At 66.9% G+C, this 21,480-nt stretch carries 16 protein-coding genes; 10 read left to right on the top strand and 6 right to left on the bottom strand.

The features are described from left to right. Positions 1–51: 51 nt before the first annotated feature. Both fliD and AAFF27_24150 read right to left on the bottom strand, forming a co-directional pair. Positions 52–1,425 carry a flagellar filament capping protein FliD gene (fliD, locus tag AAFF27_24145; GenBank protein ID XAH23040.1) on the bottom strand — a complete coding sequence of 458 codons (1,374 nt, stop codon included), beginning with the start codon at positions 1,423–1,425 and terminating at the stop codon, positions 52–54. A gap of 174 nt (positions 1,426–1,599) precedes the next feature. Then, entirely contained in the window at positions 1,600–2,820 is a 1,221-nt protein-coding gene (locus tag AAFF27_24150) for a flagellin (GenBank protein ID XAH23041.1), read from the bottom strand. Between the two features lie 403 nt (positions 2,821–3,223). Here AAFF27_24150 and AAFF27_24155 point away from each other — a divergent pair, with 403 nt between their 5' ends. Then, the gene (locus AAFF27_24155) at positions 3,224–4,450 is read left to right on the top strand and encodes a flagellin (GenBank protein XAH23042.1); all 1,227 of its coding nucleotides are present in this window, start codon (positions 3,224–3,226) and stop codon (positions 4,448–4,450) included. Positions 4,451–4,573: 123 nt separating this feature from the next. Here the strand turns inward: AAFF27_24155 and AAFF27_24160 are convergent, their stop codons facing one another. Genes AAFF27_24160 through AAFF27_24175 form a run of 4 tightly spaced genes read right to left on the bottom strand, consistent with a single transcriptional unit; the run spans position 4,574 to position 11,385 of the window. Next, positions 4,574–8,107, bottom strand: a complete 3,534-nt coding sequence (locus AAFF27_24160; GenBank protein XAH23043.1) for a glycosyltransferase — start codon at positions 8,105–8,107, stop codon at positions 4,574–4,576. A gap of 12 nt (positions 8,108–8,119) precedes the next feature. Beyond that, on the bottom strand, positions 8,120–8,965 hold the full coding sequence (locus AAFF27_24165; GenBank protein XAH23044.1) for a DUF1698 domain-containing protein: 846 nt from the start codon (positions 8,963–8,965) through the stop codon (positions 8,120–8,122). Beyond that, complete coding sequence (locus tag AAFF27_24170) at positions 8,962–10,215, bottom strand: ATP-grasp domain-containing protein (protein ID XAH23045.1); 1,254 nt, start codon at positions 10,213–10,215, stop codon at positions 8,962–8,964. Before AAFF27_24170 ends, AAFF27_24165 begins: the two co-directional genes overlap by 4 nt. Positions 10,216–10,236: 21 nt before the next feature. Further along, the gene (locus AAFF27_24175; protein XAH23046.1) at positions 10,237–11,385 is read right to left on the bottom strand and encodes a DegT/DnrJ/EryC1/StrS family aminotransferase; all 1,149 of its coding nucleotides are present in this window, start codon (positions 11,383–11,385) and stop codon (positions 10,237–10,239) included. A 337-nt stretch (positions 11,386–11,722) separates the two neighbouring features. Between AAFF27_24175 and motA the strand changes: the two genes are divergently transcribed. The 9 genes from motA (at position 11,723) to AAFF27_24220 (ending at position 21,294) form a co-directional block, all read left to right on the top strand. Then, positions 11,723–12,583: a flagellar motor stator protein MotA gene (gene motA / locus AAFF27_24180; GenBank protein ID XAH23047.1), complete on the top strand. Its 861-nt coding sequence runs from the start codon at positions 11,723–11,725 to the stop codon at positions 12,581–12,583. A 21-nt stretch (positions 12,584–12,604) separates the two neighbouring features. Beyond that, on the top strand, positions 12,605–13,570 hold the full coding sequence (gene motB, locus AAFF27_24185; GenBank protein XAH23048.1) for a flagellar motor protein MotB: 966 nt from the start codon (positions 12,605–12,607) through the stop codon (positions 13,568–13,570). A gap of 59 nt (positions 13,571–13,629) precedes the next feature. Beyond that, complete coding sequence (cheY, locus tag AAFF27_24190) at positions 13,630–14,019, top strand: chemotaxis response regulator CheY (GenBank protein ID XAH23049.1); 390 nt, start codon at positions 13,630–13,632, stop codon at positions 14,017–14,019. Further along, positions 14,016–14,732, top strand: a complete 717-nt coding sequence (locus AAFF27_24195; protein XAH23050.1) for a protein phosphatase CheZ — start codon at positions 14,016–14,018, stop codon at positions 14,730–14,732. Before cheY ends, AAFF27_24195 begins: the two co-directional genes overlap by 4 nt. 168 nt (positions 14,733–14,900) lie before the next feature. After that, a complete protein-coding gene (flhB, locus tag AAFF27_24200; GenBank protein ID XAH23051.1) occupies positions 14,901–16,118 on the top strand; it encodes a flagellar biosynthesis protein FlhB in 1,218 nt (405 codons plus the stop codon). After that, complete coding sequence (gene flhA, locus AAFF27_24205) at positions 16,115–18,217, top strand: flagellar biosynthesis protein FlhA (GenBank protein XAH23052.1); 2,103 nt, start codon at positions 16,115–16,117, stop codon at positions 18,215–18,217. Before flhB ends, flhA begins: the two co-directional genes overlap by 4 nt. Further along, entirely contained in the window at positions 18,214–19,767 is a 1,554-nt protein-coding gene (flhF, locus tag AAFF27_24210; protein XAH23053.1) for a flagellar biosynthesis protein FlhF, read from the top strand. Before flhA ends, flhF begins: the two co-directional genes overlap by 4 nt. After that, positions 19,760–20,581: a hypothetical protein gene (locus AAFF27_24215; protein ID XAH23054.1), complete on the top strand. Its 822-nt coding sequence runs from the start codon at positions 19,760–19,762 to the stop codon at positions 20,579–20,581. The genes flhF and AAFF27_24215 overlap by 8 nt, the downstream gene beginning before the upstream one ends. After that, a complete protein-coding gene (locus AAFF27_24220; protein ID XAH23055.1) occupies positions 20,581–21,294 on the top strand; it encodes an RNA polymerase sigma factor FliA in 714 nt (237 codons plus the stop codon). The genes AAFF27_24215 and AAFF27_24220 overlap by 1 nt, the downstream gene beginning before the upstream one ends. Positions 21,295–21,480: the final 186 nt, after the last annotated feature.

The raw sequence follows: 21,480 nt of genomic DNA on the forward strand, positions 1-21,480 counted from the left end.
GGTGCCTGCGGCCGGAAATGTAGGGCCGCGCGAGCAAATTCAGCCCGGTTCTTAACTACTCTTGTTCCAGTTCGCGACCTGCTGGGTGATGTAGGTGTTGAGCGCGGTGAGCGAGGCCATCTTGGTGTCGAGCGCGGTGTACTGCGCGTTCAGCCGGGCCTCCACCACCGCTGCTCGGGCGTTGACCTTGTCCTGCTCGGCTTGGTTGCGCTTGTCGGCCGCGGTCAGCGCATCGGTCTTGTCGCTGAACAGGCCGCCGCTGAAGGACAGCATGCTGGTGGTGAGCGTCCGGAGCCTCACCGCCACGCCATTGCTGCCGTCGCTGCCGCTGGTGCTGTTGGCGAACAGGTTCTTCAGGTCGTCGGGCTTGTTCTTGAGCGCCGCGTCGAGCTTGGTCGAATCCACCCCCAGCTTGCCGTTGCCGTCCTTGATGACGGAGATGCCGATGTCCGACAACGTGGCATAGGCGCCGCCCGCCGTGCTCGAGCCCAGCGCCGCGCGCAAGGTGTTCTGCAGCCCGACCGCGGTGGAGTCGCCCTGCAGCAGGCCGGCGGTCTTGGTGTCGGCGTCGTACTTGACCGAGGTCGACAGCAGATCGTTGATGGCGTTGTAGGCGTCGACGAAGTCCTGGATGTTCTGCTTGGTCGTGGCGGTGTCGGCCGTCACCGTGATATCCACCGGCGAGGTGCTGACCTGGGAGACCGAGAAGTTCAGGCCCGACACCACGCTGTCGAAGTTGCGCGTGGCCGAGGTGATGTCCATGCCGTTGAGCTTGGCCTTGGTGTCCTGCGCCGCCTGGGTCTGCGTGAAGCTCAGGGCCGCGGTGGCGTTGTCGGTGCTGAAGCCGCTGGCCGTTACGGTGAAGGCGCTGCTCGCGCCCGTGGCCGAGGAGCGCAGCATCAGCCGCTCGCCCGAGCTGTCGGAGACCACGGTGGCCACCAGGCCGGTGTTCTTGTCGTTGATCTTGCCGGCGATATCGGCCAGGCTGGTCTTGTCGCCCTCGGCGAACTCCAGGTTCACTGCGGTGCCTGAGCCCACCTGCAGCGTCAGCGTGCCCGCCCCCATGGAGGCGCCTGCGGTCACAGCCGTGGCCGAGACGCTGGTCTGCGATTGGGCCAGTTGCGACACCGTGACGCTGTAGCTGCCGGGCTTGGTGATGCCGCTGACCGTGGCGGTGGCCGCGGTGCTGTTGGTCGAGGCCACCGTCATGCTGTTCCAGCCGCTGTCGCGCGTGAGCTTGGCCGCCGCGTCGGCGAAGGTGGACACCAGCGACTTGATCTGCCCGTAGGTGGATATCTTGCTCTGGATCGTTGCATCGGCGCTTTGCAGCGCCACCAGCGGCTGCTTCTCGAGCGCCACCATCTGGCTGACGATGCTCTTGACGTCCAGTCCGCTACCGATACCTATTGAACTGATGCTAGCCATGACATTGCCCCTGAAGGATGAAGGTCGGCGTGCGGGGTTGGCATATGCCACGGTCTATGGCATTTGCAAACCCTCGCACGGCAAAAAGTGACGGAAACGACAAGGGCGGCGAAGGCCTTGCTGCCTTCGCCGCCCGAGGAACGGACGGGGAACCCGTCCGGTCTTCCATCGCGATCAGCCGCGCAGCAGAGTCAACACGCTCTGCGGCAGCTGGTTGGCCTGGGCCACCATCGCGGTACCAGCCTGTTGCAGGATCTGGGACCGCGAGAGGTTGGCGGTTTCACTGGCGAAGTCGGCGTCGACGATACGACCACGCGACGCCGAGATGTTTTCGCTCTGCACGCCGATGTTGCTGACGGCGTTCTCGAAACGGCTCTGCAGGGCACCGAGGTCGGCACGCGAGGAGTTGACCGTGTCGATGGCCGAGTCGATCTTCTTCAGGGCGACCCAGGCGTCGGCCTGGGTGGTCACCGTCAGTTGGCGCTTGCCGGTGGCGTCATCCACGCCGATACCCAGGGTGGCCGAGCCGGCGGCGGTGGCGTTGACAGTCGCATCGGCGATGCCGGCGGTGGCGGCGGTGAGGCCAGAGATCGAAACCGTCAGGGCTGCGCCGTTGGCGTCGACCTTGTCGGAGCGGTACTGCACCGTCGTGCCGTCATCGCCCAGGAAGGCGGTCAGGCCGGTATCGGCGGTCTTGGCATTGATTGCGGCAATGACCTGGCCGACGCGCTCGGAAGAAGACGAAGCCGCGCCGATGGTGCCCAGCGTGATCGTCGGGCTGCCGGAGACGGTGATGGTCACGCCGCTGATTTCGGCGCCATAGCCGCCGGAACCCGCCACCACCGTAGTAACAGCACCGCTGGCCGAACCGTAGGCCACTTGGCCCAGGGCCGAGGTCTTGGCGTTGCCCATGCTGCCGGTGGAGATGTTGTCGCCAGAGTTGGCGCCCACCTGGAACACGGCACCCGCAAAGGAGCCGTCGAGGATCTTGGCGCCGTTGAAGCTGGTGGTCTTGGCGACGCGGTCGATTTCGTCGGACATCTGGGACACTTCTGCCTGCAGGGACTTGCGGTCGCTGGCGCTGTTGGTGGCATTGCCCGACTGCACGGCCAGTTCACGCATGCGCTGCAGCATGTCGCTGATCTTGCCCAGCGAGCCTTCGGCCGTCTGCGCCAGCGAAATGCCGTCGTTGGCATTGCGCGCGGCTACCGCCAGGCCCTTGACCTGGGTGTTCATGCGCTCGGAAATCGCCAAGCCAGCTGCATCGTCCTTGGCGCTGTTGACGCGCAGGCCCGAAGACAGGCGCTGCATGGACGTTGCCAGCGACGACTGGGATGCACCCAGGTTGCGCTGCGCATTGAGCGAAACGACGTTGGTATTGATGGTTGAGGCCATGGAAAAGCTCCTGAAACTTGTGTTTACCCGGCAAAAGCGCCGATCTCAACGCCAGCCAGGAGGCTGGCACCAGACCGGTGGTTGCCGGCCAATGCACCCTTGCAGGTCCATTGCACAGGTTTTCGGGTCAGCACGGAAAAACTTGAGGGTGGTCCATGAAATTTGTAGCCGCACGCTCCGGGAACCGGCCCCCGAAACAACGGGCGCCGGATCCTGGCACCCGGCGATCTTCGGGGTTTGGCCCGCCGGGCAGGCCGGGAATTGGCGCGCTTTTCGCCTCTTTTTCGGGCTCATGGGGCGCCCGCGAATGCCCAGAATCCAGCGCATCGACAGAAAGTCGGGCTGGATACCCGACTGCCTTTCCGGCGGCATGCCGGTTTTTCATCCCGAGAGGAAACCCGACATGGCATCCACCATCAATACGAATATCGTTTCGCTCAATGCGCAGCGCAACCTGAGCGCCTCCCAGACTTCCCTCGCCACCTCCATGCAGCGCCTGTCCTCCGGACTTCGCGTCAACAGCGCCAAGGACGATGCGGCCGGCCTGGCGATTTCCGAGCGCATGAACACCCAGGTCAAGGGCCTGGCCGTGGCCGCGCGCAATGCCAACGACGGCATTTCGCTGGCGCAGACGGCCGAAGGCGCCCTGGGCAAGGTCGGCGACATGCTGCAGCGCATGCGCGAACTGGCGGTACAGGCAGGCAACGCCACCAACAGCGCCAGTGACCGCAAGTCCCTGCAGGCAGAAGTGTCCCAGCTGTCCGACGAAATCGACCGCGTCGCCAAGACCACCACCTTCAACGGCCAGAAGCTGCTGAACGGCAGTTTTGCCGGCGCGGTGTTCCAGGTCGGCTCCAACTCCGGCGACAACATCACCATCGGCAACCTGGGCAATGCCAAGGCCTCCGATCTGGGCAGCGTGGCCTACGGCACGGCCAGCGGCGCGGTCACCACCACGGCAGCGGGCTCGGGCGGCTATGGCGCGGCGATCAGCGGCGTGACCATCACCGTCTCTGGCAGCACGCCCATCATGCTGAGCGACATTCCAGCGGCAACCTCCTCCTCCGAGCGTGTTGGCCAGGTGATAGCCGCAATCAATGCCAAGACCGCCGATACCGGCCTGACCGCCTTCCTGGGCGATGACGGCACGACGGTGGAATACCGCTCCGACAGGGTCGACGCCAATGGCAACGCCCTGACAGTCACGGTCTCCGGCCTGAGCGCGACTACCGCCGGTATCGCCGATGCGAGCATCACCGCGGCCACCACTGGCTCGGCCACGCTGGGTATCGGCGTGGACGACACCACCGGCAAGCGCCAGTTGACGGTAGCCACCCAGGCCGACGCCTGGGTCGCCCTGAAGAAGATCGATTCGGCCATCGACACGGTCAACTCCTCGCGTGCCGACCTCGGTGCGATCCAGAGCCGTTTCGAGACCTCGATCGACAACATCAACGTGCAGAGCGAGAACATGTCCGCCGCCCGCGGCCGCATCGTGGACGCCGACTTTGCCGCAGAAACCGCCAACCTCTCGCGCGCCCAGATCCTGCAACAGGCCGGCACCGCGATGGTGGCCCAGGCCAACCAGTTGCCGCAGAGCGTGCTGACGCTGCTGCGCGGAGGCGGTTGATAGGCCGGCTATTCGCAGGCAAGGTCCGTCCGGTTTTCTGGCGGCCTCCCAAAAAAAAGAGCGCCCGTCCTGCGGGCGCTTTTTTTATTCCTCCAGCACTAGAAGACTAGGTGCCCGCTCGGCTCATGCAGGCAGCCATGCCGCGCGCCAGTCCAGCAGATTCTTGCCGTCCAGCATCCAGTCGCGCGTGACCGCCGCGCGCAACTCGTCGCCCACCCGGGCTGTGGCGTCCAGGTCATCCAGGTGCATGCGGATGGCCGCGACCCAGTCCTTGAAGCGGTTCTTGACCCGGGTGACCGGCAGCCCGTCCTCGCTGTAGCAGCGCACGTCGCTGCACACCACGGGAAAACCGCAGGCGCCGTATTCCAGCAGCCGCAGGTTGCTCTTGCACTCGTTGAACAGGTTGTGCTCGAGCGGCGCCAGCGCCAGGTCAAGGTCGAGCCTCGCCAGGGCTGCGGGGTACTGCGCAATGGGCACGCCGGGATGCACCTCGGCCACAAAGGGCCGCAGCTTCTCGGGGCACATTCCGAAGAACACCCATTCGACCTCGCCGGCAAGCTCGGCCACGACATCGGCGACCAGTTCCAAATCGCCACGGTGCCCGCCGCCGCCGGCCCAGCCGACGCGTGGCCGGGCCCCGCGCCGCCGCTGGCCCTGCAGGCCCGCCCACCAGGCCGGCGGCAAGCGGTTGCGCACCACGCGGATGTCGGGATGCAGGCCGGAGAACGCCTCCGCCAGCGCCGGCGTCGACACCACGAAGCGGTCCACATGGCCCAGCGCCTTGCGCAAGGACTTCAGCACGTCATTGGGCAGGGCGCCCCAATGGGCGCTTTTCAGCGGGATGCCGGGCAGGTAGTCGTCCAGCTCATAGACCTTGAAGGCGCCCGAGAACTTGCGGGCCTTGCGCATCCATTCGATCTGGCCGTCCAGCAGTTGGCGCTGGAAGACGATGGCGTCGGGCGCCTGGCGTTCCAGTTGCACAGGCGACAGATGGGCCGAGCCGAGCACGCCCTGGATCAAGCCTTCGCGCTCCATGGCCTGGTGCGGCTGGATGACGCGGTAGTGGCCGCAGCCATTCTCGTCCGCAGCCATGGCGCGGACCACCGGCAGCGGGCGCCAATCGAGTGGGCGCCAGGTGTATGGCTCTGCAGTCTCCAGCTCGAAGCCCGGCCCCTGCAGCGTGAGGCTGCGGTTGTAGGCCGGATCGCGCGCGATCGACGGCAGCCAGCGCGCGTACATCTCTTCCTCGGCCACATGGCGCGCCTCGCTAGCTGCGGCCTCTGCCGGCTCCGGGCCCTCGTGCATCAGCATCGCATGGGGCGTCCAGACGACGAGGTAGCCCGCGCTGCGCACCTTCAGGCACAGGTCGACATCGCCGTAGGCCTGCTGGAATGCCGCCTCGTCAAAGCCGCCGACCTCGTCGTAGAGCGACTTGCGCACCATGAGGCAGGTCGCCGCAACGGCGCTGTAGCCCTGGTCCACCTCCAGCCGGTGCATGTAGCCGCCCGCATCCAGCGGCTGGCCCACGAAGGGATGGCCGGCCGGCCCCTGCAAACCAAGCACCAGGCCCGCATGCTGAACACGGCCGTCGGGCCGCAGCAGCTTGGCGCCGACGACGCCGACCTCGGGCCGCTGTGCGTGGTTGAGCAAGGCATCGAGCCAGTCCTCGTGCAGGACGGCGGTGTCGGGGTCCAGCAGCAGCAGGTATTCGCCGCGCGCCTCGCGCGCGGCGGCATTGCAGGCGGCTGGCGTACCCAAGGCCTGCGCGGCGCGCAGCACGCGCACCTGCTCGCTGCCCATGGCGGCCACGCCATCGAGCCAGGCGCGCATATCGGCGGCTTCGCTGCCCTGGTCCAGGATCAGCAGTTCGTAGTGCGGATAGCGCGTCTTCTCCAGCAGGCCTTCAACGCAGCGCTGGAGCACGGGCAACGGGTCTCGCGCAGTAATGATGATGGAGACCAAAGGCTGCTGCGCATGGCCGTATTCCACGCGGTAGCGGCCCGGCAGGGTCGAATGCACCTCGGCCGAGCCGTAGCCGCGCTGCTCCAGGTGGCGCTGCAGCACACGGCGCTCCGCCGGCTTGTCGGCCAGCACTGGCGCATCGGCGGTGAGCAATGGCTCGTCCACGTGCCCCAGCCCTTCGATGCCGCCGGCGTCGATCAGGCGCAGGAGCAGGTCGAATTCCAGCGCCTCGGCCGCCGCGGGGTCGAAACCGCCCACGCCCAGCAGCACGTCGCGGCGTACCAGCCAGCGACGCGCCATGCTGGCGGGCAGGCTCAGCAGCAGATCGAGGTTGAAGGCCGGGCGCAGCGCCACGCCCATGCCGCCGCCCGGCAGGCGGCGCAGTTCGTCGGCGTAGACCGCGCGCCACTGTGGCGCATCGATGATGCGCAGGGCCACCTGCAGCAGGCCGGCGCGTGTGAATTCATCGCCCGCGTCGGCCAGCAGCAGCCAGTCGCAGTCGGATTGCGCCGCAAGCGCATTGAGCGCCTCGACGTAGCCGCCCTCCTCCACCTGCACCAGGTGGATCTTGTCGGCCGCCGTGGTGCCGGACACCGGCGCGGCGGTGAGCACCACGATCTTCAGATTGGCATACAGGCCCTGGCCGAACACCAGGCTCTTGAGCGTGGCTTCCAGCCGCCGGCTGTCGCCCTGCAGGTCGCGCAGGAAGACGCAGATGGACGGGCCGCCGCCGTGCTGCTGCAGCCGGGCCTCCATGAGGCGGCCCTGGGCCTGGCTCGGCAGCCGGGATTGCGCCCAGTGCAGTACAGGCGCTACCGCATCCGCGCGCGCCTGGGTGAGGGTGACGAAGCGTTCGAGCTGCTGCCAGAAGACCTCTTCCAGCCTGGCATGGAAGCCGCGGATCCGGTCCACCGAGGCACGGGCGTGCTCCAGGCCGCCCGGGGTGTCGATCATGGCGGCGCCGCAATCCCCGTAGAGGTGCTGCCCGGGCAGGGTAGTGAGCCCGCCCTCGCGCAGGTAGACCACCGGGCAGCCGCACAGCATGGCCTTGGTGCAGGTGGCGGAGCGCTCGTAGCTGTAGAGCACGTCCGCCGACTGCAGCAGGCGCGCGAGTTCCGCCAACGGCACGGGCGTGCGGTTGGACAGGATCTCGATGTCTGGCGGCAGGTGCGTGAAGTCCACCCGCTCCTGCGCAAAGCGGTGCAGGTACAGGAACTTGCGCCCCCGGGGGTTGGCCGGATCGGGGGCGAACAGCGCCATGTCGTTGGGCGGCAGCGTGAGCAGCTCCATCTGCGCAGGCGGCGTGCCGGGCTCGGCAAACTCGGGCGAGAAGTAGAAGAACAGGTCAGCCGGGCCGGCTTCCAGGCGGTTGCCGTTGAGGAAGCCCTCGCGGTTGAGCATGTAGCGCACGCAGACGTCCGCGCCCAGCGGGTTGCCGGTCACGATCTCCGGGTAGACCGCGATCGGCATGCGGCCGGCGCGGCGGTGCGCCTCTTTGTCGGCCTCGGTCAGCAGCGGCGTCTTGAGCCCGTGCTTGACGACGCTCCCCAGCGCGATGAAGGCATCGCAGCCTTCAAGGTTGAGCGCGTGGCAGAGATAGTGCAGCACGGCGATGCCGGACGAGCTGTCGGCGTAGTCGGGCGCGTAGATGTAGTAGGGCTGCGGTTTGCGTGCGCGATAGAGCCTGCTGTTCAATTCACTTCCCCGTCAACGACCCGATGCTGGGCCAACGGCAACGCTGCCATCAAAGCCGGCCGCCTCGATGCGCTCAAGAATAAAGATCGGCCGGTTCAGAAACTCACCCAGCGCATCCATACGCGCGATGTTGTCAGGGCTCACATCCGAGTAGCGGACCTCGCCGTCCTCGCCCCTGGTCGCCACGCCAATGGCGGTCACGGTCCACACGCCACGGACGGCTTCGCGCACGAATTCGATCATTTCCGACTTCAAGCCATGGTCGAACAAGCAGCGGGAAATATCGCCCTTCCAATTGAAGCCCAGCTGAAACACCAGCCGTTCGGCGACTTTGTGCATTTCGCGCAGGCTTTTGGCTATGGCTTGCTTGGCGGCAGAGATATCCAAGCTCGGGTCCCCATAGTCATCCCCGACGTGGTGCAGCACGTTCAACAGGAAAGCCACATCCACGCGCTCGCCGGATGATTGGAAGTCGAAGTACTCGGCCTTTATCTCTGCTCGCGCACCTTCTCCCAGCACGCCGATGGTGCGCCGTGCAAAGTCGGCATGAAAGACGCCGCCCTCGTAGCCCGTCACACAGCGAGCACCGTCATCCAGGGCGGCGAACATGAAATAGCCGGTATTGCACCCGATGTCCAGCACCGAGCGCCCCCGCAGCGGCACGTTGTCACGGATGTAGGCCCAGCGCTCATGCTCGAACTTTGGTCGAAGCTCGACCGCCAGCGGGCCCAGGATGTCGGCAAGACGCTGGGGCAAACGCTGGTAAGCCGCATGCTTCTTGCTGCTCACGGTCTTGGCCAGCAATTGCCGCAGAACCGATATCTCTTCGTCCTGGCGAGCGGCATCGATCGCAGTCATAACAAACACTCCAGATCATGGGGATGAAAAACACACACGGACCCATCCTTGAACCGCACGAGCTGTGCCTGCCCGCTGATGACCACGGCATTGGGCTCGGGCGCCAGCGCTTCCTCCTGGCCCAGTGCCAAGATTTCCGAGAACAGAGTCAGCGCGATGCCGGCACGCTGAAGTTGCCGGGCGACAGCCTCTTGAGGCAGGCCGCGTGTCACGAGATAGGTCTTCTTGGATTGATTTCTGCACCGGTGCAGATAGAGCATGGCCTCGGGGCTGGGCTGCTGGCAGATAAGCAGTCCCGGCTCCAAGTCGATGTACACATGCTCGAACTCGAAGCCCAGGCGGTAGCGCGTACCCAACGCCCGGTCCACCTCCACGTGGAAGGGGTGGGCACGCACCTGAACCTCTCGCCCCAGACGGTCCATCAACGTCAGCCACGGCAAGTTCACGCCTGCGGCCCGACTGACTGCCATCGTCCCGGCGATGCGCGGAGCGACCTCCAGCAGGCACGGTTCACCGTCCGAGCTGATCTTCAATTGAAAGAACCAGGCGCCGCGCAACTCGAGCGCATGATTGATGACATGCGCGAGGTCGGCGGCCTCCGGTAGATCCACCTTGGATGAATTCACGCTGATGCCGCCGGCAATGCGGCGCCGCACCCGTGGCATCGCATAGCGCAACACCCCTGAACGGTCTGTGAAGCAGTCCACGGTGTACTCGGGTCCTGGCAGGTACTCGAGTACCAGCAGCGAGCCATCGCGCTGGAAAGCACCCGCCACATCCGCATCCGAGAATGCCGTGAGCGTTCCCTTCGACCCTTGGCCAACGTCTGGCTTCAGAAACACCGGATAGGGCAGGCCGCTTCTCTCCGCATAGACCCGCGGAGTTCTCAACACACCGCCCAGGTACTCATAGGTCTGGCGCTTCGAGCGGGTCACTTCGCAGGTCAGGAGGGCGCTCGTCAGGATTTCCGCCTCAAATTTCTCCGCGCAGCGGGACAGCGCCAACACCACGCTGTCGTGCGCAGGAAATATGAAATCTATGGCCAGCGCCTTGGCCAGGTCCGCCAGTCTCTCCGGGAAATCCTCGTCCTCCACGCTGGGGAGTCCGCCCACATAGTGGTCGAAGGCGAACCGCCCGTGATCGTCCACCGAGGAAGCACCGACCAGATGCACATCCTCCACGTGCCGCAGGGAGCGGCCGATCTCCAAGCCAATCTCGCTGCCGCAGGGAAAAACCAGCACGCTCACCATGAGATGGACCCAGCCCGAGCTTCAAGCATGGCCGCACTCACGCACCGTCCGAACGATCGATTCGACGATGCTCATCGGGAGGTCCGGGTAGATCGGCAGACAGATCACGCCGTCGGCAGCCCAACGGGCCACCGGCAGTGCAGATGCCGCCGCGGAAGGCAGCCCCCGATACATCGGGAATTCCGTGATCAGCGGGTAGAAATACCGCCGCGCGTAAATCCCCCCCTCCTTCAGCAAGCGGTACAACTCATCGCGGCTGATGCCATAGGCATCGTCCACCATGATGGGGAAATACGAGTTGTTGATCGACTCCACGACGTCCCGGGTCACGCAGGTGATGCCCGGCAACCCCGCCAGGCCGCGGCTGTACTCCCTGGCAATGTCGCGTCGCTTCGCTAGCGACTGGTCTATGCCGCGCAGTTGCAGCAGGCCGAAGGCGGCATTGACCTCGCTCATCTTGCCGTTGATCCCTGGCGCCACCACCGTCACCTCGTTGGCAAACCCGAAGTTCTTCAGGTAGTCCACTCTCTGCTTGGTTTTGGCGTCCGGGCTGATGATGGCACCACCCTCGAAGGTCGTGAAGACCTTGGTGGCGTGGAAGCTGACCACGGAAAGATCCCCATGGCGCAGAACACTGCCCCCGGCATCCCGGACGCCGAACGCATGGGCCGCATCGTAGATGACCTTGAGTCCATAGTTGTCGGCGATCTTCTGGATAGCCTGAACATCACAGGGGCGGCCATAGCAATGGACCGGCATGATGGCCGTTGTCTGGGGCGTTATGGCCGCCTCCACGGCGGCAGGGTCCAGATTGAGGGTTGCAGGGTCGATATCGGCAAAGACCGGACGGATACCGTTCCACAAGATGGAGTGCGCGGTCGCCACGAACGAATAGGGCGTGGTGATGACCTCACCTGTGACCCGTAGCGCCTGCAAGGCCGTGATCAGGGCGATCGTGCAGTTCGAGAAGAGCGATACATGCTCGACTCCAAGATACTCGCCCAAACGCTGCTCCAGCTCCTGATGGTAGGGCCCGTTGTTGGTCAGTATTCCGCTTTCCCAGATTCTCTCCAGGAAGGGAATGAACTCTTCAAGCGGCGGCAAGCTGGGACGCGTCACATATACGGGCGCAAAACCTGCGGGTTTGTCGAACGGCACCGGTGCGTTCATGTGATGCATTCCTGGTTGGGGTTTCGTGCCGGCCTCCCCGAGGCGAGCGGCGTCTTGCTGGCGAGCCTAACCGCCGCGCAGAAAAGCTGAGCCTGGAACTAGCAGACAAATTCGCCCCAATTCCGGCGCCACGCCAGGCCCGGCAGAAGCTGTCATGGGGTGCTGCGCACCAGGCCGCCGGACTCAAAAGTGAGGGATGGATACCGATCCCGGCTCTTTTCGCCGGCTTGCGCCGTCCGCTCGTGCAGTAGCATTCTGATACGGCGCCCTTTCGCCCCAGTTCGCATCCCATCGGGATTCCGCCAGCCCTGGCACACCGGCCCTATCCAATCCGTCCATGTTCGTCATCATCGGCTACGTCGTCTGCCTCGGCTGCATCTTCGGGATGTTCATCCTGCATGGCGGCAATATTGGCGTGATCCTGCAGGCGCTGCCCTTTGAGCTGATCACCATCCTGGGCGGCGCGCTGGGCGCCTTCGTGGTGAACAACCAGTCCAAGGTGCTCAAGGCCACGGTCAAGGTGCTGCCGCAGGCCTTCAAGGGCTCCAAGTACACCAAGGCGCGCTACCTGGAGCTGATGTCGCTGCTCTACGACATCCTGCAAAAAGCCCGCAAGGACGGCCTGATGGCGATCGAAAACGACGTCGAGAAGCCCGAGGAATCGCCCATCTTCCAGAAGTACCCGGCCGTGGGCAATGACCACCACGTGGCCGAATTCATGACCGACTACCTGCGCATGATGGTGTCGGGCAACCTCAATTCACACGAGATCGAGGCGCTGATGGACAGCGAGATCGAAACCCACCACCAAGAGGCCCATGGCCCGGTGGCCGCCCTGACCCGGCTGGCCGGCGCACTGCCGGCCTTCGGCATCGTGGCGGCCGTGCTGGGGGTGGTCAACACCATGGGTTCGGTGGGCCAGCCGCCGGCGGTGCTGGGCGCCATGATCGGCTCGGCCCTGGTGGGCACCTTCCTGGGCATTCTCCTTGCTTACGGTGTGGTGGAGCCGCTGGCCGGGCTGCTGGAGCAGAAGTCCGAGGACGGCACCAAGGAGCTGCAATGCATCAAGACCACGCTGCTGGCCAGCATGCAGGGCTACAACCCGACCACCGCCATCGAATTCGGCCGCAAGGTGCTGTTCTCCGACGTGCGCCCGAGCTTCATCGAGCTTGAGAGCCACGTGAAGGGCCGGAAGTAAGCGTAAAGCAAGGAGGCCACCATGGCCGACAAGAAGCTCCAGCCCATCATCGTCAAGCGCATCAAGAAGCAGGCCCACAAGGCCCATGGCGGCGCCTGGAAGATCGCCTACGCCGACTTCGTCACGGCCATGATGGCCTTCTTTCTGCTGATGTGGCTGCTGGGCTCGACCGCCAAGGGCGAGCTGCAGGGCATTGCCGCTTATTTCAGCTCGCCGCTGAAGGTGGCCATGGTGGGCGGCAATGGCGCGGGCAATAGCTCGAGCGTGATTCCGGGCGGCGGCAACGATCTGTCCAAGGTGCACGGCCAGGTGCGCCGGGCCGACGCCGAGGCCGATCGCCAGTCGCGCATGTCGCCCGAGGCGGCCAAGGCCGAGATCGCCCGGCAAGATGCCCAGAAGCTGCGCATGCTGCGTGAGAAAATCGAGGCGCTGATCACCGAAAGCCCCAAGTTGCAGGAATTCCGCTCCCAGATCCGCCTGGACATCACGCCCGACGGCCTGCAGATCCAGATCGTGGACGACCAGAACCGCCCCATGTTCGACACCGGCAGCGCGCTGGTGAAGCCCTATATGCGCGACATCCTGCGCGAGGTGGGCGCCGCGCTCAACGGCGTCGAAAACCGCATCAGCCTGGCCGGCCACACCGATGCCGCGCCCTACGGCAACGGCGTGCGCGGCTACGGCAACTGGGAGCTTTCATCCGATCGGGCCAATGCCTCGCGCCGCGAACTGGTGGCCGCCGGCATGCCCGACGCCAAGCTGGTGCGCGTGGTGGGCTTGTCCGCAAGTGACCTGCTGGAGCCCGAGCACCCGCTGGCGCCGGTCAACCGCCGCATCAGCATCACCGTGATGACGCACGAGGCCGAGACCCGTCTGCTGGGCACCCAGCACAAGGCGGCGCTGTCGGCCGAGCAGATTGCCGGCGCCATCCAGGAAATCGAACAGGCGCCGGCTTCGGCCGCCGCACCGGCGGCCGCGACGCGTTAGCATCCGCCGCCTGCCCCCATGACCTCCATAACTACCATTCCCTACCGAAAGGGTCTCTCGTGGCCACTGCCCTGCGCTTCCTGATCGTCGACGATTTCTCGACCATGCGGAGGATCGTCCGCAACCTGCTCAAAGAGAGCGGTTACGCCGACGCCGATGAAGCCGAGGACGGCGTCGCCGCCCTCAACAAACTGCGCAACAGCCGGTTCGACTTCGTTGTGACCGACATCAACATGCCCAACATGAACGGCTTTGAGCTGCTGTCGCAGATCAAGGGCGATGAAAAGCTCAAGCACCTGCCGGTGCTGATGGTGACCGCCGAAGCGCGCAAGGAAGACATCGTCGCGGCCGCCCAGGGCGGCGCTGCCGGCTACATCGTCAAGCCCTTCACCAAGGCCACGCTGGAAGAGAAGGTTCTCAACATCTTGAAAAAGACGGGGCTGGCATGACGACGGCGCAGCAGGCATCTTCCCCTCTGTTGGCCACGGATACCGTGGTCGACGTGCACACCAAGATCGGCCAGCTCACGCGCCAGCTGCATGACTCCCTCAATGCCCTGGGCTACACCGAGAAGCTGCGCGACAGCGCCGGCGAGCTGCCCGACGCCAAGAGCCGGCTGACCTATATCGCGCGCCTGACCGGCGAAGCCGCCGAGAAGGTGCTGAACCGGGTCGACCAGGCCAAGAGCCAGCATGCCTACATCGCCACCGAAACGCGGCGCATGGTCACCGACCTGGTGAAGGACCCGGTGGCCGCCGTGGCCACCGGCAAGATCATGAACTTCCTGACCGACATGGAGCGCGTCACCCATGAGGCCGACGGTCACCTGACCGAAATCATGATGGCGCAGGACTTCCATGACCTCACCGGCCAGGTGATCGCCCGCGTCGTGAGCCTGGCCGCGACGCTGGAAGACCAACTGGTCCAGCTGCTGATCCAGACCGCCCCGCCGGGCAGCGCCCCGCCCGAAGCCGCGGCTGCCGCCACGGCTGCCACCGCCGCCGCCGCCAGCGCTGCGGCCGCCTCCGCCGACGAACTGCCCGCGCCAGGCCCCACGGCCACGCCGCGCCTGCAGGGGCCGGTGGTGGACCCGGAGACGGCATCGGATGTCGTCACTAGCCAGTCCGAAGTGGACGATTTGCTGGCAAGTTTAGGTTTTTGAAGGAAAAGTGGCTCTAGCCCAGGCTGCGCCTGGGCTTCTAGCTATCTTTTTTGAAATCCCCTGCCGTACGCCCGCTGCCGGGCTGAACAGGCGGGGTGAACCCGGTCTTATCGGGCTTTAGCGCGGGCGGCGCGTGCCGACAATCGGCGGGACCAGCCCTCCCGCCCCATGAGTTCCAGCCAAGACCGCCAGCTACCCGCTACCGAACAAAAGCTTCGGCAGGCCCGCCAGGACGGGCAGGTTTCCCGTTCGCGCGATTTGGCCCACCTGGCCGTGCTGGGCAGTGGCGCGGTCGCGGTGATGGTGCTGATGCCTGTGGTGTTCGACCGGCTCAAGCTGGCGCTCAGCCGGCAACTGGTGTTCAACGCCACCACCTTGCAAGACCCGGCCAACATGCTGCACCAGTTGCGCGACCTGAGCCTGGTCGGCCTGCTGGCGGCACTGGCCTTTGCCGTGATCGTGGGCGCAACCGCCATGCTCAGCACCGTGGCCGCAGGCGGCTGGGTCAGCAGCCTGAAACCCGTCATGCCCGACTTCAACCGGATCAACCCGCTCGCGGGCCTGGGCCGGCTGTTCAGCAAGCAGCAACTGGCCAATGTCAGCAAGCTGTGCCTGCTGACCTGCATCCTGGCGCTGGTCTCCTGGAGCTACCTGCGCAGCAGCGTGCAGCGTGTCGCCAGCCTGGTGCTGCAGCCCTCGACCATGGCCATGCAGGACCTGGGCAACTGGCTGGTCACGGGCGTGTCGCTGCTGCTGCTGGTGGTGTTTGCGGCAGCCGTGCTGGACGTGCCGCTGCAGGCCTTCTTCCACCGCTCGCGGCTCAAGATGAGCCACCAGGAAGTCAAGCAGGAGCACAAAAACTCCGAGGGCAGCCCCGAGGTCAAGAACAAGCTGCGCCAGCGCCAGCGCGAGGTGTCGCAGCGCCGCAGCATCTCCAACGTGCCCAAGGCCGACTTCGTGCTGATGAACCCGACGCACTATGCGGTGGCGCTCAAGTACGACGAGAAGACCATGGGCGCGCCGCAGGTGATCGCCAAGGGCGCCGACCTGCTGGCCATGCGCATCCGCGAGGTGGCCAAGTCGCACGACGTGCCGGTGCTGCAGTCGCCCATGCTGGCGCGCGCGCTGTACGCCCATGCCGAGCTGGACCAGGCGATTCCCTCGGCGCTGTATGCCGCCGTGGCGCAGGTGCTGGCCTACGTCTACCGCATGAAGGCCGCGCTGCGCGGCCAGGGCGCCATGCCGACCGCCGAGCCGCGGCCCGAGCCGCTGGTGCCGCCCGAGATGGACCCGCACCACAAGCCGGCGCACGCCGCCGCGCCCGCCACCAGCTCTCCGGCCGCGCCGGTGGAGTCCCTGTCTTCGACCTCAAGGATTGACCGATGAACGCCTCGCTTGGACAGCTAGGACAGGCCCGGCTCTGGCTCGGCAAGCACGCCACGATGCTGCAGGGCATTGCCGCGCCGCTGTTCGTGGTGATGATCCTGGCCATGATGGTGCTGCCAATGCCGCCCTGGCTGCTGGACACCTTCTTCACCATCAACATCGCGGTGGCGCTGATGGTGATGATGGTGGCGGCCTACATGATCAAGCCGCTGGATTTCATCGCCTTCCCCTCGGTGCTGCTGCTGACCACGCTGATGCGCCTGTCGCTCAACGTGGCCTCGACCCGGGTCGTGCTGCTGGAAGGCCACACCGGCGCCGGCGCGGCGGGTGCCGTGATCGAGGCCTTTGGCCACTTCCTGATCGGCGGCAACTTCGCGGTCGGGCTGATCGTGTTCGCGATCCTGGTGGTGATCAACTTCGTGGTGGTGACCAAGGGCGCAGAGCGCATCGCCGAGGTCTCGGCCCGCTTCACGCTGGACGCCATGCCCGGCAAGCAGATGGCGGTGGACGCCGACCTGAACGCCGGCCTGATCGACGAGGCCACGGCGCGCAAGCGCCGGGTCGAGGTGGGCGAGGAAGCCAACTTCTTCGGCGCCATGGACGGCGCCAGCAAGTTTGTGCGTGGCGACGCCATCGCCGGCATCCTGATCCTGCTGATCAACATCGTCGGCGGCTTTGCCGTGGGCGTGCTGCAGCACAACCTGTCGGCCAGCCAGGCGGCCGACAGCTACATCCTGCTGGCCGTGGGCGATGCGCTGGTGGCGCAGATCCCGGGCCTGCTGATCTCGGTGGCTGCGGCCATGGTGATCTCGCGCGTGGGCAAGGAGCAGGACGTGGGCGGCCAGATCCTGGGCCAGTTGTTCAACTCGCCCAAGGTGCTGGGGCTGACGGCCGGCATCCTGATCCTGCTGGGCCTGATCCCGGGCATGCCGCACGCGGTGTTCCTGGGCGTGGGCAGCGCCATCGCCTACATGGCCTGGCGCCTGCACAAGCGGCCGCCGCCGGCCGATCCGGCCGCCGCCGCAGCCGCTGCGGCCACCACCGCGCAGCCCGACGGCGAAGCCTCCTGGGACGACCTGCAGCCGGTCGACCTGCTGGGCCTGGAGCTGGGCTACCGCCTGATCGCGCTGGTGGACAAGAACCGCCAGGGCGACCTGCTGACCCGCATCAAGGGCGTGCGCCGCAAGTTTGCGCAAGAGGTGGGCTTTTTGCCGCCCGCCGTGCACGTGCGCGACAACCTGGAGCTGAAGCCCAGCGGCTACCGCATCACCCTGCGCGGTGTGGTCGTGGGCGAGGGCGAGGCCTTCCCCGGCATGTTCCTGGCGATCAACCCGGGCGGCATCACCACGCCGCTGATCGGCACGCCCACCACCGACCCGGCCTTTGGCCTGCCGGCGCACTGGATCGACGAGCGGCAGAAGGAAGCGGCGCAAATGGCCGGCTTTACCGTGGTTGATTCAGAAACCGTGATGGCCACCCATTTGTCACACTTGATGCAAGTGCAGGCAGCCAAGCTCTTGAGCCGCACCGAGACCCAGCAGCTCGTCGAACACGTCGCCAAGCTGGCCCCGAAACTGATCGAGGAAGTCGTTCCCAAAATGGTGCCGATCGCTGTGTTCCAAAAGGTGCTCCAGCTGCTGCTGGATGAGTCGGTGCACATCCGCGACATCCGCACCATCGTCGAGACGCTGGCCGAGCACGCCGGCAGCATCAGCGACCCGGCCGAGCTGGCGCGCCGTGTGCGCGTGGCGCTGGCGCCGGCCATCGTGCAACAGATTTACGGCCCGACCCGCGAGCTGGCGGTGATCGCCATCGAGCCCGGCCTGGAGCGCCTGCTGGTGCAGGCCCTGGGCGGCGCCGGCGGCCCGGCGCTGGACCCGGGCGTGGCCGACGTGCTCACCCGCTCTGCCGCAGAAGTGGCCCTCAAGCAGGAAGAGCTGGGCCTGCCCGCCTGCCTGCTGGTGCCCGACATCATTCGCAGCGCCATCGCTCGCCTGGTGCGGCGCGTGGCGCCCCGCCTGCAGGTGCTCGCCCACAGCGAGATCCCTGAAACCCACACTATCCGCATCGGTCCGATCCTCCGAGGTGCCTCCGCATGAACATCCAACGCTTCCACGCCGCCACCTCGCGCGAGGCCCTGGCCAAGGCCCGCGCCGCCTTTGGCGAAGGCACGCTGATCCTGTCGAACCGCCCCACCGCCAACGGCGTGGAAGTGGTCGCCACCGCCGAGGACTCGCTGGCCGCGCTGGACGACCAGCCAGCGGCCCCCGCGCCCTCGGCCTCGCCGCTGCAGAGCCGCGCCGCTGCCCAGCTGGAGTCGCCGCGCGCAAGCCCGGCACGCACCACCGCCGCCCGGCCCGCCGCGCCGCGCAACCCGGTGCAGGACGACACCGAGCAACTGGCGATGAGCACCCTCTCGTTCCAGGACTACGTGCGCGAGCGCATGCTGCGCCGCCGCCACGAGGCGCTGTCCGGCCAGGCTGAAGGCCTGCGCGCCGACGAGGCGCTGGCCGACCCAGAACCCGCGCCAGCCGCACCACAGGTACGGGCCCGCCCCGCACCGGTCGCGGCACCCGTGGTGGCCCCGATTGCCACACGCGCACCCACGCCAGTGGCGCGCCCAGCCCCGCCGGAAGCCCCACGCGCACGCGCTGCCGCCCCGGCCGCACCCTTTGGTGCCGCGCCTTCGCAAGGCATCGTGGACGAGCTGCAGTCCATGAAGGAGCTGATCGAGGAACGCTTCAACACCCTGGCCTGGCTGGGCCAGGCGCGGCAGGACCCGATCCAGTCCAATCTGATGCTCAAGCTGATCCGCGCCGGCTACTCGCCCGCGCTGGCGCGCGCCGTGCTCGAGCGCCTGCCGCAAGACGCCGACCCGGCCGAGGCCGTGCGCTGGCTGATGGATGTGCTGGAGCGCAACCTGCGCACCGACCCCGACAACCGGCCGCTGGCCGAAGAGGGCGGCATCTTCGCGCTGGTCGGCGCCACCGGCGTCGGCAAAACCACCACCGCCGCCAAGCTGGCCGCGCAGTGCGCGCGCGTGCACGGGCCGGCCAGCGTCGGCCTGATCACGCTCGACACCTACCGCATCGCGGCCCACGAACAACTGCGCGCCTACGGCCGCATGCTGGGCGTGGTGGCGCACCTGGCGCATGACCGCGCCGCGCTGCAAGACCTGCTGGGCCTGCTGGCCGGCAAGAAGATGGTGCTGATCGACACCACCGGCGTCGCCCCGCGCGACCCGCGCAAGCGCGACATGCTCGACGTGCTCGACCTGCCCGGCATCCAGCGCCTGATGGTGCTCAATGCCGGCGGCCATGGCGACACGCTGGACGACGTGGTCGCCTCGTTCAAGACCGGCGGTGCGCAGCAGGCCATCCTGTCCAAGACCGATGAAGCGGTAAAGCTCGGCCCGGCGGTCGATGCGCTGATCCGCCACCAACTGGTGCTGCGCGGCGTGGCCAACGGCCAGCGCGTGCCCGAAGACTGGGAAGAAGCCGACGCCGGCCACCTGGTGCGCGCCTCCATGCGCGCACCGGCCAAGTCCGCCTTCGACCCGAAGGCGGCCGACCTCAACTTCTTCTTTGCCCAGGCCTCGGCCGCGCCCACCGCGACCGCCGCCCGGCCGCGGAGCACCGTCCATGCTTGAAGCCCACCTCGACCAGGGCGCCGGCCTGCGGCTGCAGATGCCCCAGGCCGCGCCACGGCTGGCGGCCCTGGTGAGCCAGGGCGACCCGCTTACCGAGCTGCCGCTGCTGTGGCAGCTGTGCGCCGCGCTGCAGGCGCTGGGCTACCAGGTGGCCGTGCTCGACGCCACCGTGGCCGAGACAGCAGACGCCCCCGGCCTGGCCCAGTTGCTGGACGGCAGCATGGCCGCCGACGACGAGCTGGACCCGGGCGCCGAGCCCGCGGGCCTGGCCGTGTTCCCGGCCGCCAGCGGCCTGGCCATGCTCACCGCCGGCACCCAGGCGCCTGCGGCCGTGCATGCCTCGCGCCTGGCGCGCCTGGCCCGCGTGCTGCGCCCGCATGACCTGGCCCTGCTCTACGGCAGCGCCGAACTGCTGGCGCGCTGGACCGCGCAGTGCGGCATCGTGCCGGTGCTGCCGGCCGCGCCGCTGCAAAGCGGCGTGCTGGCGGCCTACCAATCCCTGCGCGTGCTGCACCAGGCAGGCGTCGTGCCCACGCTGGCCTCGGTCGTCACCCGCACCGGCATGGTCACCGCCGGCAGCGCCCGGGCCGCACGCGACAACCTGGCGCGCTGCGCCGCCGACTGGCTGGGCTGCCGCATCGAGGTGCTGCGCGTGCGCACCGCCACGGCCGACGGCGCGCCGGTGCCCGGCGACGTGCACCGGCTGGCGCTGCGCCTGCTGGAAGGCGCCGCCGCGCTCGCGCCGGAACCCGTCCTGGCCGTGCCCGTAACCGGCGCACACTCCGCATTCGACCGTTCTGAACAGAGCCACTGATGTACACCGCCAAAGGCCAACTCGATCGAGAGGCGATGATTCGCCAGTACGTACCCCTGGTACGGCGGCTGGCGCACCACATGATCGCCAAACTGCCGCCCAACATCGAGATCGACGATCTGATCCAGGTCGGCATGATGGGCCTGGCCGAGGCGCTGTCGCGCTACCAGGTGAGCCAGGGCGTGCAGTTCGAGACCTTTGCCACCCAGCGCATACGCGGCGCCATGATCGACGAGCTGCGCGAAGGCGACTGGATGAGCCGCGGCTCGCGCAAAAGCCAGAAGGACATCGAGCACGCAGTGCAGCGCCTGGAGCAGCGCCTGGGCCGCAGCCCGCTCGAATCCGAGATCGCCGCCGAGCTCGACATGAGCCTGCCCGACTACCAGAGCCTGCTGGCCAAGGTGCGCGGCACCCAGCTGGTCTACCTGGAAGACATGACCGCCGGCGAAGACCAGGACGGCTTCCTCGACCGCCACGTGGGCGACGCCGATGCCGACCCCATGCACCAGCTGCGCGACCAGCGCCTGCGCGAAGGCCTGGTCGCCGCCATCGAGGCCCTGCCCGAGCGCGAGAAATTCATCATGAGCATGTACTACGACGACGACATGAACCTGAAGGAAATCGCCGCCGTGCTGGGCATCACCGAGTCGCGCGTCTGCCAGTTGCACAGCCAGTCCATCGCGCGCCTGCGGGCGCGCATGCGGAGTCACTGAGCTCACCCCCAGGCTACGCACTCCGTGTCTTCGCCAACCCCCTTCCGGGGTGTCACTGGGCTCACCCCCAGGCTACGCGCTTCGCGTCTTCGCCAACCCCCTTCCGGGGGCAACACCAGCGGACTGGCAAAGCCAGATCCGCGGTGTTCTTGGCATCGGGCATGCTCTGGGCGGTGCTGATTTCGT

Origin of the sequence: Xylophilus sp. GW821-FHT01B05, from assembly GCA_038961845.1 — a bacterium.
In the GTDB taxonomy this organism is placed as follows: domain Bacteria; phylum Pseudomonadota; class Gammaproteobacteria; order Burkholderiales; family Burkholderiaceae_C; genus Xylophilus.

Bases quoted from the DNA above. Each gene is read 5' to 3' on its own strand.
- fliD (XAH23040.1), bottom strand. From the start codon at position 1,425: ATGGCTAGCATCAGTTCAATAGGTATCGGTAGCGGACTGGACGTCAAG.
- AAFF27_24150 (XAH23041.1), bottom strand. From the start codon at position 2,820: ATGGCCTCAACCATCAATACCAACGTCGTTTCGCTCAATGCGCAGCGC.
- AAFF27_24155 (XAH23042.1), top strand. From the start codon at position 3,224: ATGGCATCCACCATCAATACGAATATCGTTTCGCTCAATGCGCAGCGC.
- AAFF27_24165 (XAH23044.1), bottom strand. From the start codon at position 8,965: ATGACTGCGATCGATGCCGCTCGCCAGGACGAAGAGATATCGGTTCTG.
- AAFF27_24170 (XAH23045.1), bottom strand. From the start codon at position 10,215: ATGGTGAGCGTGCTGGTTTTTCCCTGCGGCAGCGAGATTGGCTTGGAG.
- AAFF27_24175 (XAH23046.1), bottom strand. From the start codon at position 11,385: ATGAACGCACCGGTGCCGTTCGACAAACCCGCAGGTTTTGCGCCCGTA.
- motA (XAH23047.1), top strand. From the start codon at position 11,723: ATGTTCGTCATCATCGGCTACGTCGTCTGCCTCGGCTGCATCTTCGGG.
- motB (XAH23048.1), top strand. From the start codon at position 12,605: ATGGCCGACAAGAAGCTCCAGCCCATCATCGTCAAGCGCATCAAGAAG.
- AAFF27_24195 (XAH23050.1), top strand. From the start codon at position 14,016: ATGACGACGGCGCAGCAGGCATCTTCCCCTCTGTTGGCCACGGATACC.
- flhB (XAH23051.1), top strand. From the start codon at position 14,901: ATGAGTTCCAGCCAAGACCGCCAGCTACCCGCTACCGAACAAAAGCTT.
- flhA (XAH23052.1), top strand. From the start codon at position 16,115: ATGAACGCCTCGCTTGGACAGCTAGGACAGGCCCGGCTCTGGCTCGGC.
- flhF (XAH23053.1), top strand. From the start codon at position 18,214: ATGAACATCCAACGCTTCCACGCCGCCACCTCGCGCGAGGCCCTGGCC.
- AAFF27_24215 (XAH23054.1), top strand. From the start codon at position 19,760: ATGCTTGAAGCCCACCTCGACCAGGGCGCCGGCCTGCGGCTGCAGATG.
- AAFF27_24220 (XAH23055.1), top strand. From the start codon at position 20,581: ATGTACACCGCCAAAGGCCAACTCGATCGAGAGGCGATGATTCGCCAG.